Source organism: Arthrobacter sp. cf158, assembly GCF_900106835.1.
In the GTDB taxonomy this organism is placed as follows: domain Bacteria; phylum Actinomycetota; class Actinomycetes; order Actinomycetales; family Micrococcaceae; genus Arthrobacter.
Window position 1 is genome coordinate 103,321 of sequence record NZ_FNNR01000010.1, and the last position, 14,407, is coordinate 117,727.

Genomic DNA, 14,407 nt, shown 5'->3' on the forward strand with positions numbered 1-14,407 from the left:
GGCCGTTGCATCGTTTCAAAGCCCATCCTGCGCACCGACGTGACACAAGATGCCAACCCCGCTCGCGGACATTGTCATGAAGCGGCACTCGGCGCGGGACGGAGTGGCGACTAGTCTTGGCGCATGACGACTCGAGCCAACGAACTGACCGCCCTGATCACAGGGGCCACCGCCGGGCTCGGCGCCGAGTTCGCCCGCCAGCTTGCCGAGGCCGGGCACCATCTGGTCCTGGTGGCACGTGACCAGCAGCGCCTCAAGGAAAAAGCCGAGGAGTTTGAGCGCGACTTCAGCATCTCGGTGGAGATCCTATCCGCAGACCTGACCACCGACGTCGGGGTTTCAGCGGTGGCGGACCGCCTCAGGGACGCCGGACGGCCCGTGGATGTGCTGGTGAACAACGCCGGAATCGGGCTTTTGAAGTCGTTCGAGCGAAACGAGTTGAACGAGGAGCGGCGCCACCTGAGGCTCCACGTCCAAACGCCCATGGAACTCTGCCACGCAGCCCTGGAGGTCATGTTGGCGCGCGGTAAGGGACGCATCATCAACGTGGCCAGCGTTGCCGCGTTCGCAAACCGGGGCACGTACTCGGCAGCCAAGGCGTGGCAGGTGACCTTCAGCCGCTGGGCCAACATCGCCTATGCCAAGTCCGGAGTGCAGGTCACGGCGGTGTGCCCCGGATTCACGCATACCGAATTCCACGATCGCATGGGCATGGACAAGTCCGTAGCGCCCCGGTTCCTCTGGCTCACCGCCGAGCGTGTGGTGCGTGAAGGGCTGGAAGACAACGCCAAAGGGAAAGGTGTCTCCATCCCCACCAGGCGGTACAAAGTTGTCAGCTTCTTTGCACGGGCACTGCCCGCCAAGCTGACGTCAGGCCCGCCCCGCCGGCATCTGAAGCCCTAGGCTTCGGGGGCAAATGAGGCGACGAGCCGCGCGAGCGGCTGGGGTGCCCGCCCGGTGGGCAGCGCCTCGACCAGCAGCGGCGCGTAGCGGACCTTGTTGCCGCTCCGCCCTCCGAAGAAGCGCTGCAACTGCTTCGTCACCGGCTGCTCCCGCTGTGACGGCTGCCGCTGGAGGAGCCTGAAGGACGCCAGCTCACCCTGGGCGTCGATGACATTGAGCACGGCGTCGATGCCCAAGCAGCGAATGAGTTCATCCTCCAGATCCGTGTGGCAAACGTGGAAGCCGAGCTCATCAAGCGGACCCGGGCCAATGCCGGCCCGGTCCAGGGCCCTGGCGATTCCACGTGACTCGCGTTCGTCGCATAGGCCCAGGAGCCGGTGGTTTTCGCCGGCAGGACCATAGCGATCCAGGAAACGGACAATGCTGGTGGCACCTCCCATGGGGACCACTGAGACGTGCTCAGCATTCAGGTCGTGCCCACAACGAACTGCGAGTGCCTGGACCGCAAGCCGGTCACTCTCGCCCTCGACCAAGACAGTCGTCGCCTGCATTGAACCAGTATGTCCTAGGAGTCCTGAACTGAGGATCCTCGAACCGCGGGAGCCTTTGGAACCGGAGCCCCGGAACCCGGAACCCGTCCGCGCGGTGCCCGCACCAGTACCGCCACCGCAATCCCCACCACCGCACCCACGAACGTCTCAATGGCCCGCTCCATCACCAGCACGCCTGGATCCATGGGAGCTGCAAGCTGTGCGATCAGCAGGATGACGGGCGTGAAGAACACCATGGCCCACCCATAATGCCGGGCCATGAACAGCTCGGTAGGGAACTGGCACAGGACCACCAGGACAGCGAGGACCACCGCTGTTTGGCCGGGGAAGTACTGCAGCGGCGAGAGCGGACTGGGAAAAAGTACGACGGCGACCACCGCCAACCCGAGGAACGTCCCCACGATGCGGTGGATGCCCCGGTGGACGCGGCTGGGGAGATCGGCGCCGGCGAGGGGGACCGCTGCTGCGGCCATGGCCCAGTGCGGATGGCCGCTGCCACTGAGCACACCAATAACTCCGGCCGCACTGACAGCCAGGGCGTACCGGGCCGCATGGACCAAGGCCGCCTGCCGAAGCGGGCCGCGCAGCACGGGCACGTCCCGGGCTGCGCCGGCTTCCCATTCACGGCGCCGGAGCCAGCCGGAAAAGCCCACCACCATCGAAAAGGCTGCCGACGAGGCTCCGATGAGCACCGCCGTCGTGAAGGGAACGTCGGTGGGCACGGAAGCGCAGGCGCCCAACGCGAGGATGCCGAAGAACGGTCCAATCGGTTTGAGGCGGACGGCGTCGGCGTACAGGGAGCCGAGCCCGGCGAACAGGGTAGCCACCAGCACCAACCACCACGAGTGGATGTGGTTGACGGACAGGAACACGCCGATTGCCAGCCCGCCTACCAGGAAGAGTGCCGCCTGGGACTGGTGCTTCAACCGGAGCTGATGTGTTTCGTTGCGCCCATACATTCCCGTCAGCGCGCCGAAGACGGCGTACATCATGAGGTCCGGACGCCCGATGAGGATCAGGAACAGCCCGGGGACTGCGACGCTCAGGGCAACCCGGACGGCGGACAGGCGATCGTTGTTGGCCGGGCCAAGCCGGTGGAGCTCGCGGGCGTGCATTATCAATGCGGGCACAGGAGAACACCACCAATCATCCAGGGTTGTCTTTGAAAATTATCAGGACCACCGCCGGGCCGCCATAAGCCCGGTCACAAGCTGTAGCGAGCTGAGGCACACGGAGCCGGTAAGGTCTGGGAAGATCGAGGTATGCCCGTCGCTTTCGTCTGCCGCACCCGTTCCGCCATGCCGCCGCAGGAGTTGTTCGATCTCTCCCGGAACATTGATGCCCACGTGGGATCCATGTCTAAAAGCCGTGAGAAAGCGATCGACGGCGTTACCACGGGACTCATCTCAGAGGGTGACACGGTTACTTGGCAGGCGTGGCACCTCGGAGTCCGGTTCCGCATGACCAGCCGCATCACGCGGATGGACGCTCCGGCGTCGTTCTCTGATGAACAGGTGAGGGGCCCCTTCAAGTACCTCCGCCACACGCACGAGTTCCGGCCCGACGGCAGCGGGACCCTGATGGTGGATACCGTGGAGTTCGCTGCCCCGTTCGGCCCGCTGGGACGGCTGGTGGAGAAGCTGATCCTGGCGCGCTACCTGCAGAACCTGATTGAGAAGCGCAATGAATTCCTGGTGGCCCAGGCACCTCCAGCGCTGGACACCCGGCAATGATCAGGCTCGCGCATGCGGACGACCTGCTGATTCTGCAGGACATCGAGCGTGCCGCGGGCGAGGCTTTCAGGTCTTTGGGAATGGACTCCATCGCTGAGGACGAGCCCTTTTCCATCGACGAACTCAGCGCCTACGTGGCTGGCGGACGGGCGTGGGTCTACGTTGACGGCCTCGACTACCCGGTGGCCTACTTGCTGGCGGACATCGTGGACGGCAATGGACACGTTGAACAGGTCAGTGTCCACCCGGACCAGGCACACCAGGGCATTGGCCGGGAACTGCTGCATGCCGCACGCGTGTGGGCCAGGGGCCATGGAATGCAGCGGCAGACCCTGAGCACTTTCAGGGACGTGCCGTGGAACGCTCCCTATTACCGGCGCCTTGGGTTTGAAGTGCTCGACGCCGGTGCCTGGGGTCCGCAGTTATCCCGCCTGATGGAGCATGAGGCAGAGCTGGGTTTGACGCGCTGGCCGCGGGTGGCGATGTGGCGCCCGGTGGTCCCGCCGAACCCCGCATAGTCGTCCAGGGGCTTAGCTGCCTTGGGCCAACGGCAGGGTGAGGCTGAAGTGCGCTCCGCTGGGACTCGGATGCGCTCTGGCAGTGCCGTGATGTGCGATTGCCACGTTGTGCACCACGGCGAGTCCCAGCCCGGATCCGGCCACGCTCCGCGCGTTGGTTGAACGGTAGAACCTGTCAAAAACATGGGCCAGATCCTGTTCCGGGATTCCAGGTCCCGTATCCCGCACATCAAGAGTGACGTTGGTCTTGGAGACGCTGAGCACCAGCCTGACCCGGCCTGGTCCTGGCGTAACTTCGCGGGCCTCGGGTGTGAATTTGCTGGCGGCGGGGGTGAACTTACCGGCATTATCCAGTAGATTCGCGATCGCCCGGGCCAGTCTGGCGCGTTCTCCGCTCACCAGGATATGGTCCTGGGATCCTTCCAAGGACCACTCGATTCCGGGGTACCGCCGTTTGGCGTTGTCCATGCAGTAGAGAACAAGTTCGTGGAGGTCCATGTCCTCGACGAAGGCCGGCGCCTCTTCATGGCGGGCCAGATCGATGAGGTCTTCAACAAGGGACTGCATACCCATCAGTTCATGCTCCAAGGCACCCGTGATGCGTTCTTTGCTGCTCTGCTCCAGTTCGGGATTCCTCAGCATGGCAGCGTTCGTCCGCAGCGATGTCAGGGGAGTCCGCAGCTCGTGGGAGGCATCGGCAATCAGTTGTTCCTGCTGGCGGCGGGATTGCTCCAGTTCGCCAAGCATCGTGTTGAAGGCGCTGCCGAGCCTGTGGATCTCGGTGGTGCTGCTCCGAGGGATCCTGATGTCTGTGTTCCCGGTTCGGGCGATGCCCTCTGCTACCGCTGTTAGCCGATCCACGGGGCGCAGTCCGCGTCTGGCGGCCAGGTAGGCAGTGCCCGCCGCAACCACCAAGGCGCCCAACACCGTGGCCACCAGCAGCCAACCGAGACGCTCAAAGGACGCCAACACCCTGTCGTCCCTGACTCCAACCACCAGTGCTCTCTGGTTGGGCAGCGGCCTGACGTACACGCGGATTGGATCATCGCCGATGGTCGCTTCCGTGAAGAAGGCCGGACTCCCGCCGGAGGCCACCTCGCGCATCTGCCCGGTAATGGGCAATGCCGGCCCGGCACCAGCATCAGGGTCATCACTGGGCGTTGGCGCCACGAGCTGCGCGCATGCCGGCGAACGGACCCACGTGCACTGCGAAAAGCCCTGCCAGTTTGGATCGGTCTGAATCAGTTGGATGATGCGATCCGATTCCCGCCTCAGGGACAGATCCTCGTTCTTGCGCAGTTCATGCCCTACCAGGGCATAAACCAGTACGGCGAACACCAAAACTGTGAGGGTGATGGCGGCCGCGATCACCAGCGTCATTCGCAATCTCAGCGTCATGATGCGGCCAGCCGGTAGCCCACTCCGCGTACTGTCTGGATGAGCCGTGGTTCGCCCTCAGCTTCGAGCTTCCGGCGCAGGTAGCTGATGTAAACCTCCAGCGAGTTGGAAGCCGGGGTCATCGCATACCCCCACACCGCGTCACTGATCTGGCCCCGGGTAAGTGCCTGCTCCGGGTTTTCCGCCAGCACGCACAGCAGTGCGTACTCGGTGCTGCTCAAGTCAATCCACCGTCCGTTTTGCCTCACAGCGTGAGCCTCGGGTACCAGTTCCAAGCCGTGGTATCCAGTGGGACGATGCGGAAGGTGGGTGGTTCGGCGTGCCATGGCGCGCAACCGTGCCAGCAACTCATGAGGGTCAAACGGCTTGGAAAGGTAGTCATCCGCTCCTGCGTCCAAACCTGCAACGCAGTCAGCAACGTCGCTGCGGGCCGTCAGCAGCAGGATGGGAACCGTGTTGCCGGCGGACCGGAGCATCCGGCAGAGGCCGAGCCCGTCCATCACGGGCATCAAAACGTCCGCCACCAGGAGATCCGGGGACGTTGCGGCCACCCTTTCGAGCGCCTCCCTGCCATCAGCGGCCGATTCCACCACGTAGCCGGCAGCTTCAAGCAGGGAGTGCAGGGAGCTCCTGATTTCCGGATCATCGTCGACAACCAGGACTGTTATCGGCTCCGTCATGGGCACCAGCATAGTTCGCCGGGTTTCAGAATCCTTTAAGTTCCCTTCTGAACCATGGGGCTATGGATACGGACATCGGAACTACGTATGCAACCCCCACCCAGCGCGGGATGCTTGAGGCCCGGCGGCGCCGTCCGCGGGCCAGGGACTGGGTTGTAGGCGTCTTGGCGGGCGCCATGACGGTGCTGCTCTTCGGCCACGCACTGGTGCCGGAGGCTAACGGAGCGGGCCTGGTCATCGAGAGTTTCCTGCCGTGGCTGGGGGCGGTCATGGTTGCGCTGCTGATTGTGGCGTTGCTTTCGAAATCCTGGTTCGGCGCCATCCCCGTGGCGGCCGCGCTCATGGCCTGGTGCGTCGTCTTCTTGCCGGTCCTCATGACGGGCGTCGCCCCGGCTCCCGCTGCGGACACCACGAAGGAGAGCGAGGCCGGCGGATTGACTATTGCGACCCAAAACCTCCGTGCAGGAAATCCTGACGCCGACGCGGCCGTCCACCAACTGATCCAGTCAGGTGCCGACGTCGTGGTCCTGCAGGAGCTCACCGGGCCCACGCTGGAACGAATATCTCCTCTGTTGGACGGTACGTTCGGGTATCAGCAGACGGCTGGAACCGTTGGAGTGTGGAGCCGGTATCCGCTGAGCCAGGGAGAGCCGCTCGCCTTGGGTCTTGGCTGGTCGCGGGCCATGAGCGTGCACGTGGAATCGCCCGACGGCCCCGTCCAGCTCTATGGCGTACATTTGCCGTCTGTCCGGCCCAGCGAAGTCAGCAACAGGAACAAAGGGCTCGCGAAACTCACCCGCATAGTGGAGGCGGATCCTTCGCCGCGCATCCTGGTGGTAGGCGACTTCAATACTGCCACCACTGACCGCTCCCTGGCCCCTTTGCTGGAAATACTCGACGACGCCAGGGCCGGCTTCGGATTCACCTGGCCGGCTCGCCTTCCAGCCACCCGACCGGACCACATTCTGTTCCGCGGGTTCACCATGACCGAAGCATCGGTCATCTCTTCTCCGGGGACGGACCACCTCGCCGCGATGGCACGGCTGCAACCTGCAGGAAGACCCTAGCTGCCAGCTACCAGCTCCACCTCATAACTGTCCGTGTTGACCAGGTATGCGGCATAGTGTTCCGTGCCGCCTGCATGCGGATACTTCGATTCGAACATCCCGTACCAGCCTGCGTCTGCCCCACGAGCCCGGATCCGGTCAACGTTCTCCCGGGTTCCGGCGTGGAAGGCAAGGTGGTTGACTCCCGGATCAGTGCGGCGATGCGCGGTACCGGTAACAGCGTCAGAACATTCCACCACGACGTAGCTGCCACCGAGTTTCCAACTGCATCCGGTGGGCCACTCCTGGAAAGCCTCGTAGCCGAGCTCGCCCAGGAGCCAGCCCCATTCCTCGCGGGCGCGGTCAAGATGTGGCACCCAGATCTCAACATGGTGGATGGACCCAACCGGGCCGGCGGACTCTGCAGCAACCTCACGCATGCGCCGAGTCTACGAGGTCCGGGCCCGTTCCACAGCGGCTGCGCTCGCCGGATCGCCGGCAGCCCGCAGTCCTGCAATGACGCCCTCAACGTCCTGGGGAGTACGGTTCTGGCTGAGTTTTGTCTTGGCCTCCACCCGGGAGATCACAAGTTCGACGCCCACAATCGCCCTGAGTTGCCCGGCAATGAACCGTTGAGGTGCTTCGTCCACGGACCAGGGTTTCGCCATGCCGGCCTCGTGCTGATTGGACAAGCGCCGCACGTGCTGGCCCAGCCACTCGGCGTCGTCATGAATAACCAGCTCACCGTAGACATGCGCCGTGGAGTAATTCCAGGTGGGCACCACGCGGCCGTGCTCCGCTTTGGAGGCGTACCAGGACGGGGAGATGTAGGCATCCGCACCCTGAACGATCATCAGCGCCTCGCCTGTGACCGGCGAGGACCACTGGGTGTTGTTCCGCGCCATATGTGCCTGCAGCGCGCCGTGCTCACCCACGGCGGGGTCATGGACGAACGGCAGCAGCGTAGCCTGCAACCCGCCCGGTCCCATGGTGACGAGGTTGGCGGCGCCCGCAGAATTCAGCAGTGAGGCAACCGCCGCAGGAGAAGCAGCGAAATGTGCGGGGGTGTACATAGGGGGTCCCTTTCTGATGAGGTGCGGGTTTCAGGAGGTCGACGGCGGGATGAGCCTGACGCGGACAGCGGCACCTGCACAGAGAACCACTGCGAGGCCACCCACAACGGTGGTCCAGGTCATTGACTCACCCAACAGCAGGCCGGCCCATGCGATGCTCATGACGGGCTGGACCAGTTGGATCTGGCTGACTTGGGCCATGGGCCCGATGGCGAGTCCTCGGTACCAGGCAAAGAAGCCCAGGAACATGCTCACCACGCCCAGGTACGCGAAGCACCACCACTGGACGGGGGTGGCGGAGGGTATTCCGGAACCCAGCGAGAACACCGTCAGCAGGATCATCACCGGCGAGGCAACCACCAGCGCCCAGGAGATGGTCTGCCAAGCGCCGAGTTCCCGGGCCAGAAGACCGCCTTCCGCATAGCCAATGGCCGCCGCGAGTACAGCGCCCAGCAACAACAGGTCTGCCCAATGGAGGGAACCAAAGCCGCCGGACTGAACCAGGGCAAACACCAGGGCGGCCATCACCCCGATCACCGTCAGGACCCAGAACAACGGCCTGGGGCGTTCGCGGCCCCGGATGACTGCTGCCATCGCCGTGGCCGCAGGCAGCAGTGCGATCACCACAGCTCCATGGCTGGCGGAGGTGCTGGTAAGGGCGAAGGTGGTGAGCAAGGGGAATCCGGCCACAATGCCGCCGGCCACCACGGCCAGCCGGAACCATTGAACGCCTTGTGGGAAACGCTGCCGGGTCAGCGCCAGGGCCAACGCCGCAAGGACTGCCGCCACGACGGCCCTGCCGGCCCCGATGAACAGGGGAGACATTCCCTCCACAGCCACGCGGGTGAGCGGCACGGTGAAGGAGAAAGCAACAACGCCCAGAAGGCCCCACCAGATTCCGGTCGATGTCCGGGTGGATACCACTGGCCGCGAAAGTGTAGTAGCGCTACTATTGTGACTCATGAACAACGATAGCAGTTCCCTGATTGTCTCGCGAGTAAAAGAGTGGATCGCGGGGGCAGCGCCGGGAGCAAAACTGCCATCAACCCGACAGCTCGTGGCCGAACACAAGGCCAGCCCGGTCACCGTTCAGAAAGCCCTGCGAACGCTCACCGCCCAGGGTCTGATCGAGAGCCGCCCGGGCGTCGGAACGTTTGTCCGGGCGTATCGCACAGCCCGGCCTTCGGACTACGGCTGGCAGACGGCGGCCTTGAGGGCAGCCCAGGCCGCGCGGCCCCTAAACTCTGCCGCCATGCGCAGCGCCTCCAACGACGTGATCGCGTTCCACTCCGGCTATCCGGCCCGCGAATTGCTCCCGGAGCGGCTCGTCCGTGCGGCACTAACGCGGGCCGCCCGTGGAGACGCTGCCCTCTCAAGGCCTCCGGCGCAAGGCATTCCCGAGCTGCAATCGTGGTTCGCGCAGGAGCTCAGCACCTCAACGCCCGTGGGCGTCACGCCGCCCCAGCCAAGCGACGTCGTCGTTCTTCCCGGGAGTCAGAGCGGGCTGAGTTCCATCTTCCGCGGGCTGGTGGGGCACGGCCAGCCGTTGCTGGTGGAATCGCCCAGTTACTGGGGAGCGTTGCTGGCCGCGGGTCAGGCGGGAGTGAATGTGATCCCTGTTCCGAGCGGCCCGGAGGGGCCGGACCCGGAAGAGCTGGACAGGGCCTTCGAGGAATCGGGTGCACGGTTGTTCTACGCCCAGCCCAACTTCGCCAATCCCACGGGAGCGCAATGGTCGGCGGAACGCGGCGAGGAGGTACTGCGGATCGTCCAACGCCACGGTGCATTCCTTGTGGAGGACGACTGGGCGCACGACTTTGGCATCACAGCTCCCTCGGTGCCGATCGCTGCCAAGGACGATTCGGGCCACGTGGTCTACATTCGCTCCCTGACAAAGAGCGTCTCGCCGTCGGTCCGTGTTGCCGCGATCATCGCCCGCGGTCCGGCCCGGGAACGGATCATGGGTGCGCAGGCGGCGGAGTCGATGTACGTCAGCGGCCTGCTTCAGGCAGCAGCGCTCGACGTCGTGACGCAACCCGGGTGGCAAACCCACCTCCGCGGGCTCAGCCATCAACTGCAGTCGCGGCGCGACCTCCTGGTCACCAGCCTGCGCGAACACGCTCCCCAGGCGCACCTGAGTCACCTGCCCAAGGGCGGTTTGAACTTGTGGTTGCGGATGCCGGACGGGTTCGACGTCGAACAGCTCACCAAGGATTGCGAAGCGGCCGGGGTGCTCATAGCTGCCGGCACGGAATGGTTCCCCGCAGAACCGGAAGGCCCGTACATCCGGCTCAACTACGCGGGGCCCAACCCTGGCGCGTTCCCGGAGGGTGCGCGGATCATCGGCGAGGCAGTGCAGCGGCAGGTGAAGAGTTAGGCGTTCACCCGGCCGTAGCCCGGCCGCCCGGTTTGATCGATCCCATGCTTCTCGCGGGTCATGAGATGGATCTCGTGGCCGTCGGGATCTTTGAAAACCACCAGCCACGCCACCGTCGCATCAATAATGGGTGAGTGCTGCACGTTGTGGCGGTCCAAGTGATCCAACCACGCCTCGAGGTCTGCGCGGGTTTCGATGTCGAAGGCCAGCTCCAGCCCTTCCTGGGGGACCGCCTCAGGGTTGGCCCGGAAGGACAAGCCCACCGGATTTGGGCCGGGCACGCGGCCCGCGGCCCCTTGGACCACACCACTGGCATCGGGGAATTCCATGACGGTCTCCCATCCGAAAATCAAGGAATACCAGCTCCGTGTTGCTTCGAGATCAACCACGGGGAGCTTCACCCCACGGAGCCCCAGTGACGGCGGAACCATGTCAGATGTCATCTCAATCACTCCTTATGCAGCAAGACTGAATTAATGCACCTATACTGCACTTCATGAGCGTTGATGACAAGAGTTCCAGCGTGGACCCGAGAATCCGGAGGACCGAAAGGGCAGTCGTCGCGGCAGCCCGGGTCCTCTTCGAACGCCAGGGCTACGCCGCCACCACCATGAGCCAGATCGCACAGGAAGCCGACTGCGCCGAGCGGACCCTCTTCCTGCGATTCAGCAGCAAAGCAGAGCTACTCAAACGCGTCGTAGACCAGACGTTCCGGGGCCCGGTAGATGCGGGGCACCATGAGTCAACAGGTCAGCGCGAAGTTGCGGCCGAACAGCCCGCTGGAGAGTCACTGGAATCCCGGCTCCGGGCATTCGCCGCAGGAGTGGCTGACACCATGATCCGCACCGGGCCGCTGTTTGCCGTCGCCCGTGAAGCTGAGGCCAGTGAGCCCCTGATCGCTGCCGCTTTCGACGCCGCCCGGCGGGATACCATCGCCGCCTCGCACCGCATGTGGGAGGGCCTTGCCCGCGACGGGCTGATCAGTGCCGACGTCGATGTTGCTTGGGTGGCAGACACCACCGGGCTGCTGGCGTCCGCCGACGCCTACCTCCTCATGAGGACTGCCATCGGCTGGGACCGGATCCAGCTGGAGGAATGGCTGCTCCGGACCTGGCTGCACTTTGCCAGCCCAAACGGACCGGGACCCGCCGCATAAGCCGGGGACCCGCCGTCGTACGCCCTTCAGCCGTGCGCCTTTTAACAGACGTAGCCACCAACGTCAAGGAGAGCGCCTTGAGGCTGGTGGCTACGGTGGGCGGCAAGCTGCCGCGAACTATCAGTGTCGCTGCGCAGAAGTTGCAGGCAATGAGTTCCTAAGCGGGTGTCAGGTCCTTGTTGCCTTTGCCGAACACGGCGTCATCGATTGGCTGGCCGTCGAACGGCATCTCGTCCAGGTTGATGAGCGGGTTGGTGTCCTGCGTTGCTACGAGCTCGCGTGCTTCCGCCTGGGTGTCCACGCTGGGCATGGAGCCCGGCAGCGGGCGCTGGGCGGATTCACGCAGGAAGTAGATGGCGATCGCACCCACGATGGAGGTGGCCATCAGGTAGTACGCCGGCATCATGTCGTCGCCGGTGCCCTCGATCAGGCCCTGCACGATGAACGGCGTGGTTCCGCCGAAGATCGCAACCGAGAAGTTGTAGGCAATGCCCATTCCGCCGTAACGGCTGGACGTCGGGAACAGCGCCGGGAGGGCCGAAGCCAGGTTGGCGATGTAGAACGTCACAGGGAAAGCGATCAGTGCAAGGCCGGCCAGTGTGGACCAGATCTCGCCAATGCCGATCAGCAGGAAGGCCGGGACGGCAAAGACGATGGTGCTGCCTGCGCCAATCCACAGCACCGGGCGGCGGCCGATGCGGTCGGACAACTTACCGGTCAGCGGGATGCAAACGGCCATGATCACCAGGACCGGGATGGTCAGCAGGGTGCCGTGGACGGGATCGTAACCCTTGGAATCCGTGAGGTAGGTGGGCATGTACGAGGTCAGTGCGTAACCAACGGTGTTGGCTGCGGCCGCCAGGATCATGGCCAGTACGATCTGGCGCCAGTACGCCTTGATGATGCCAATGGGTCCCTTGGCAACGGCTGCATCCTGGGATGCGGCGTCCTTGGCTGAGGCTTCCTGGGCGTCCAGGGTGGCCTGGAACTGGGGAGATTCCTCGATCTTGCTACGGAAGTACACCGCGATGAGGCCCAGCGGACCAGCGATCAGGAACGGAATCCTCCAGCCCCATTCCTCCATGGCTGCCTGTCCGAGCGTGAGCTGCAGGACGGAAACCAAGGCTGCGCCGAGGGCGAAGCCGATGTAGCTGCCCATATCAAGGAAGCTGGCGAAGTAGCCGCGGCGCTTGTCCGGGGCGTATTCGCTGACGAAGGTTGTGGCACCGGCGTACTCGCCACCGGTGGAGAAGCCCTGGATGAGCTTCAGGATGACCAGCAACGCGGCGGCCCAGATGCCGATCTGCGCGTAGCCGGGAAGGAGGCCGACGGCGAACGTACTTGCCGCCATCAGCATCAGTGTTGCTGCAAGTACCTTCTGGCGGCCCACCTTGTCGCCGAGCCAACCGAACACGACGCCACCAAGGGGGCGCGCGATGAAGGTTGCGGCGAAGGTGCCCAGAAGGAAGAGTGTCTGGACGGACTTGTCTGCTTCCGGCAGGAAGACAGGGCCCATGGTGGTGATGAGGTAGCCGAAAACGCCGACGTCGTACCATTCCATGGTGTTGCCGACGATGGTTCCGCCGAGCGCTTTGCGCAGCATCGGCTTGTTCACCACATTGACGTCGGACTCTTTGAGCCGGCGCTTCGGGCGAAGCTTCGTTTTCTTAGCTGCGTTCTTTACTGCGTTTGCTGCGTTCGTGGCGGCCGGGGTGCGGCCTGCCGATACCTGATTCCCGGTGGCGTTCCTTGCGCCATCCGGAGAGACGGTGTTGCTTTGGTCTGTGGGCATTTGGGCTTCTCCTAGGGAGGTCATTTGCTTGCGACTTCTGCTGCCCCGCTCTGGGCAGGGTTTCAATTTTACGGGTTTTTGGCCCAAAACCCGAGTTGAGATCGTATTTTTGGCCCGTTTTGGGGCGCAAATTGCCTAGCTGTGTTGCATCTCATTACCCGCTCTTGCCTTGGAATCATGCGGATGTTGGCCCGTTTTGCCCCGCACGGCGCGTTGTTACCAAATTGTTTAGCCAAGCCCACGTAATGGGAGCAAAACAGGGTCAAAAACTGATGGATCGTACGGAACCGAGCACCACCCAGGCGCCCAGTTCCTCGTCCGCAACCGTGGACGCCAGGAGCCCGGCCCCGGCCAGGGCCCGGGCAGTTCCCGGGGCCTGTGTTTCCGAGGTTTCCACGAGCAACACCCCGCCGGGCGCCAGCCACGTTGCCGCGTCACGCGCCACCCGCCGCTGGACATCCAAACCGTCAGCGCCGCCGTCGAGCGCTACCCTCGGCTCGTGGAGGCGCGCCTCCGGCGGCATCAATCCGATGTATCCGGTGGGCACATACGGCGCGTTCGCCAGCAGCACGTCCACGCGACCCATCAGTTCACGAGGGAGAGCGTCATAGAGGTCGCCTTGGTGGACCCGCCCGCCGCGTGGCTCCACATTGCGTCGAGCGCAGGCCACCGCTGCCGCTTCGATGTCCGTCGCGTGCAACCGGTAACTCGCCAGCTGATCGCTGAGTGCCGCACCAATCGCTCCGGAACCACAGCAGAGATCGACGATGACGGCAGGGCGCTCGGTGGGTAACAGTGTGGCGATCATCGCCGCCTGCCGCACCAGGAACTCCGTGCGACGCCGGGGCACGAACACACCCGGGCCCACCGCCATGCGTTTCCCGCAGAAATCGGCCCAGCCGACGATGTGTTCCAAGGGCAGCCCCTGGACGCGTTGCTCCACCATGCGGTTGAGCTCGTCCGGATGCGTGGCGGAATCGATGAGGACTTGGGCCTCGTCCTCGGCAAATACACAGCCTGCGGCACGCAGGGCAGTGGCAATCTCGGTTCCCCGGGTCATGGTGGCCATGCTAGCCAAGGGGTTCCCAAACTTCTCTTTTGTTGGTTAGGGTATAGAGCATGGGAACACTGATTTTTGAGTAGACCGGCGTGTGCCACTGAGCATGCTGCTGAGTTTGAC

General features: G+C 64.2%; 17 protein-coding genes. 7 read left to right on the top strand and 10 right to left on the bottom strand.

Features of this window, described 5'->3' with window-relative positions:
- Nucleotides 1–123 precede the first annotated feature (123 nt).
- A complete protein-coding gene (locus BLW08_RS18990) occupies nt 124–903 on the top strand; it encodes an SDR family NAD(P)-dependent oxidoreductase (protein WP_091327154.1) in 780 nt (259 codons plus the stop codon).
- Here the strand turns inward: BLW08_RS18990 and BLW08_RS18995 are convergent.
- Nucleotides 900–1,454 (bottom strand): TOPRIM nucleotidyl transferase/hydrolase domain-containing protein, encoded by a 555-nt coding sequence (locus BLW08_RS18995; RefSeq protein WP_090823867.1) that lies wholly within the window; start codon nt 1,452–1,454, stop codon nt 900–902. The genes BLW08_RS18990 and BLW08_RS18995 overlap by 4 nt on opposite strands.
- A gap of 14 nt (nt 1,455–1,468) precedes the next feature.
- Entirely contained in the window at nt 1,469–2,584 is a 1,116-nt protein-coding gene (locus BLW08_RS19000) for an FUSC family protein (protein WP_090823865.1), read from the bottom strand.
- A 132-nt stretch (nt 2,585–2,716) separates the two neighbouring features.
- On the opposite strand from BLW08_RS19000, the gene BLW08_RS19005 reads away from it, so the two are divergent.
- Nucleotides 2,717–3,187, top strand: coding sequence for an SRPBCC family protein (locus BLW08_RS19005; protein WP_091327156.1), 471 nt, complete (start codon nt 2,717–2,719; stop codon nt 3,185–3,187).
- The gene (locus tag BLW08_RS19010; protein WP_090823861.1) at nt 3,184–3,705 is read left to right on the top strand and encodes a GNAT family N-acetyltransferase; all 522 of its coding nucleotides are present in this window, start codon (nt 3,184–3,186) and stop codon (nt 3,703–3,705) included. The genes BLW08_RS19005 and BLW08_RS19010 overlap by 4 nt, the downstream gene beginning before the upstream one ends.
- A gap of 12 nt (nt 3,706–3,717) precedes the next feature.
- On the opposite strand, the gene BLW08_RS19015 is transcribed toward BLW08_RS19010, so the two are convergent.
- Entirely contained in the window at nt 3,718–5,103 is a 1,386-nt protein-coding gene (locus tag BLW08_RS19015) for a sensor histidine kinase (RefSeq protein ID WP_091327159.1), read from the bottom strand.
- Nucleotides 5,100–5,783, bottom strand: a complete 684-nt coding sequence (locus tag BLW08_RS19020; RefSeq protein WP_175538767.1) for a response regulator transcription factor — start codon at nt 5,781–5,783, stop codon at nt 5,100–5,102. Before BLW08_RS19020 ends, BLW08_RS19015 begins: the two co-directional genes overlap by 4 nt.
- 62 nt (nt 5,784–5,845) lie before the next feature.
- Between BLW08_RS19020 and BLW08_RS19025 the strand changes: the two genes are divergently transcribed.
- Entirely contained in the window at nt 5,846–6,850 is a 1,005-nt protein-coding gene (locus BLW08_RS19025; protein ID WP_091327162.1) for an endonuclease/exonuclease/phosphatase family protein, read from the top strand.
- Here BLW08_RS19025 and BLW08_RS19030 read toward each other — a convergent pair.
- The 3 genes from BLW08_RS19030 to BLW08_RS19040 are packed head-to-tail and all read right to left on the bottom strand — an operon-like array spanning nt 6,847 to nt 8,865.
- Nucleotides 6,847–7,269 carry a VOC family protein gene (locus tag BLW08_RS19030; RefSeq protein WP_091327165.1) on the bottom strand — a complete coding sequence of 141 codons (423 nt, stop codon included), beginning with the start codon at nt 7,267–7,269 and terminating at the stop codon, nt 6,847–6,849. The genes BLW08_RS19025 and BLW08_RS19030 overlap by 4 nt on opposite strands.
- Before the next feature lie 9 nt (nt 7,270–7,278).
- Nucleotides 7,279–7,902, bottom strand: a complete 624-nt coding sequence (locus BLW08_RS19035) for an FMN-binding negative transcriptional regulator (RefSeq protein ID WP_091327167.1) — start codon at nt 7,900–7,902, stop codon at nt 7,279–7,281.
- 30 nt (nt 7,903–7,932) lie between these two features.
- Complete coding sequence (locus tag BLW08_RS19040) at nt 7,933–8,865, bottom strand: DMT family transporter (RefSeq protein ID WP_091327170.1); 933 nt, start codon at nt 8,863–8,865, stop codon at nt 7,933–7,935.
- Between BLW08_RS19040 and BLW08_RS19045 the strand changes: the two genes are divergently transcribed.
- Nucleotides 8,864–10,279: an aminotransferase-like domain-containing protein gene (locus BLW08_RS19045; protein ID WP_091327173.1), complete on the top strand. Its 1,416-nt coding sequence runs from the start codon at nt 8,864–8,866 to the stop codon at nt 10,277–10,279. The two genes, BLW08_RS19040 and BLW08_RS19045, sit on opposite strands and share 2 nt — an antisense overlap.
- Here the strand turns inward: BLW08_RS19045 and BLW08_RS19050 are convergent.
- Entirely contained in the window at nt 10,276–10,722 is a 447-nt protein-coding gene (locus BLW08_RS19050; protein WP_091327176.1) for a VOC family protein, read from the bottom strand. The two genes, BLW08_RS19045 and BLW08_RS19050, sit on opposite strands and share 4 nt — an antisense overlap.
- A gap of 53 nt (nt 10,723–10,775) precedes the next feature.
- Here BLW08_RS19050 and BLW08_RS19055 point away from each other — a divergent pair, with 53 nt between their 5' ends.
- Nucleotides 10,776–11,435, top strand: a complete 660-nt coding sequence (locus BLW08_RS19055; RefSeq protein ID WP_091327179.1) for a TetR/AcrR family transcriptional regulator — start codon at nt 10,776–10,778, stop codon at nt 11,433–11,435.
- Between the two features lie 32 nt (nt 11,436–11,467).
- Nucleotides 11,468–11,596: a hypothetical protein gene (locus tag BLW08_RS24300; RefSeq protein ID WP_302846922.1), complete on the top strand. Its 129-nt coding sequence runs from the start codon at nt 11,468–11,470 to the stop codon at nt 11,594–11,596.
- Here the strand turns inward: BLW08_RS24300 and BLW08_RS19060 are convergent.
- Nucleotides 11,593–13,227: an MFS transporter gene (locus BLW08_RS19060; RefSeq protein WP_091327180.1), complete on the bottom strand. Its 1,635-nt coding sequence runs from the start codon at nt 13,225–13,227 to the stop codon at nt 11,593–11,595. The two genes, BLW08_RS24300 and BLW08_RS19060, sit on opposite strands and share 4 nt — an antisense overlap.
- A 262-nt stretch (nt 13,228–13,489) precedes the next feature.
- Nucleotides 13,490–14,287 carry a putative protein N(5)-glutamine methyltransferase gene (locus tag BLW08_RS19065; RefSeq protein ID WP_254779973.1) on the bottom strand — a complete coding sequence of 266 codons (798 nt, stop codon included), beginning with the start codon at nt 14,285–14,287 and terminating at the stop codon, nt 13,490–13,492.
- Between the last annotated feature and the right edge of the window lie 120 nt (nt 14,288–14,407).

What these genes read in the sequence shown, in the direction of transcription:
- BLW08_RS18990 (WP_091327154.1), top strand. Translation starts at nt 124, where the DNA reads ATGACGACTCGAGCCAACGAACTGACCGCCCTGATCACAGGGGCCACC.
- BLW08_RS18995 (WP_090823867.1), bottom strand. Translation starts at nt 1,454, where the DNA reads ATGCAGGCGACGACTGTCTTGGTCGAGGGCGAGAGTGACCGGCTTGCG.
- BLW08_RS19005 (WP_091327156.1), top strand. Translation starts at nt 2,717, where the DNA reads ATGCCCGTCGCTTTCGTCTGCCGCACCCGTTCCGCCATGCCGCCGCAG.
- BLW08_RS19010 (WP_090823861.1), top strand. Translation starts at nt 3,184, where the DNA reads ATGATCAGGCTCGCGCATGCGGACGACCTGCTGATTCTGCAGGACATC.
- BLW08_RS19015 (WP_091327159.1), bottom strand. Translation starts at nt 5,103, where the DNA reads ATGACGCTGAGATTGCGAATGACGCTGGTGATCGCGGCCGCCATCACC.
- BLW08_RS19020 (WP_175538767.1), bottom strand. Translation starts at nt 5,783, where the DNA reads ATGACGGAGCCGATAACAGTCCTGGTTGTCGACGATGATCCGGAAATC.
- BLW08_RS19025 (WP_091327162.1), top strand. Translation starts at nt 5,846, where the DNA reads ATGGATACGGACATCGGAACTACGTATGCAACCCCCACCCAGCGCGGG.
- BLW08_RS19030 (WP_091327165.1), bottom strand. Translation starts at nt 7,269, where the DNA reads ATGCGTGAGGTTGCTGCAGAGTCCGCCGGCCCGGTTGGGTCCATCCAC.
- BLW08_RS19035 (WP_091327167.1), bottom strand. Translation starts at nt 7,902, where the DNA reads ATGTACACCCCCGCACATTTCGCTGCTTCTCCTGCGGCGGTTGCCTCA.
- BLW08_RS19045 (WP_091327173.1), top strand. Translation starts at nt 8,864, where the DNA reads ATGAACAACGATAGCAGTTCCCTGATTGTCTCGCGAGTAAAAGAGTGG.
- BLW08_RS19040 (WP_091327170.1), bottom strand. Translation starts at nt 8,865, where the DNA reads ATGAGTCACAATAGTAGCGCTACTACACTTTCGCGGCCAGTGGTATCC.
- BLW08_RS19050 (WP_091327176.1), bottom strand. Translation starts at nt 10,722, where the DNA reads ATGACATCTGACATGGTTCCGCCGTCACTGGGGCTCCGTGGGGTGAAG.
- BLW08_RS19055 (WP_091327179.1), top strand. Translation starts at nt 10,776, where the DNA reads ATGAGCGTTGATGACAAGAGTTCCAGCGTGGACCCGAGAATCCGGAGG.
- BLW08_RS19060 (WP_091327180.1), bottom strand. Translation starts at nt 13,227, where the DNA reads ATGCCCACAGACCAAAGCAACACCGTCTCTCCGGATGGCGCAAGGAAC.
- BLW08_RS19065 (WP_254779973.1), bottom strand. Translation starts at nt 14,287, where the DNA reads ATGACCCGGGGAACCGAGATTGCCACTGCCCTGCGTGCCGCAGGCTGT.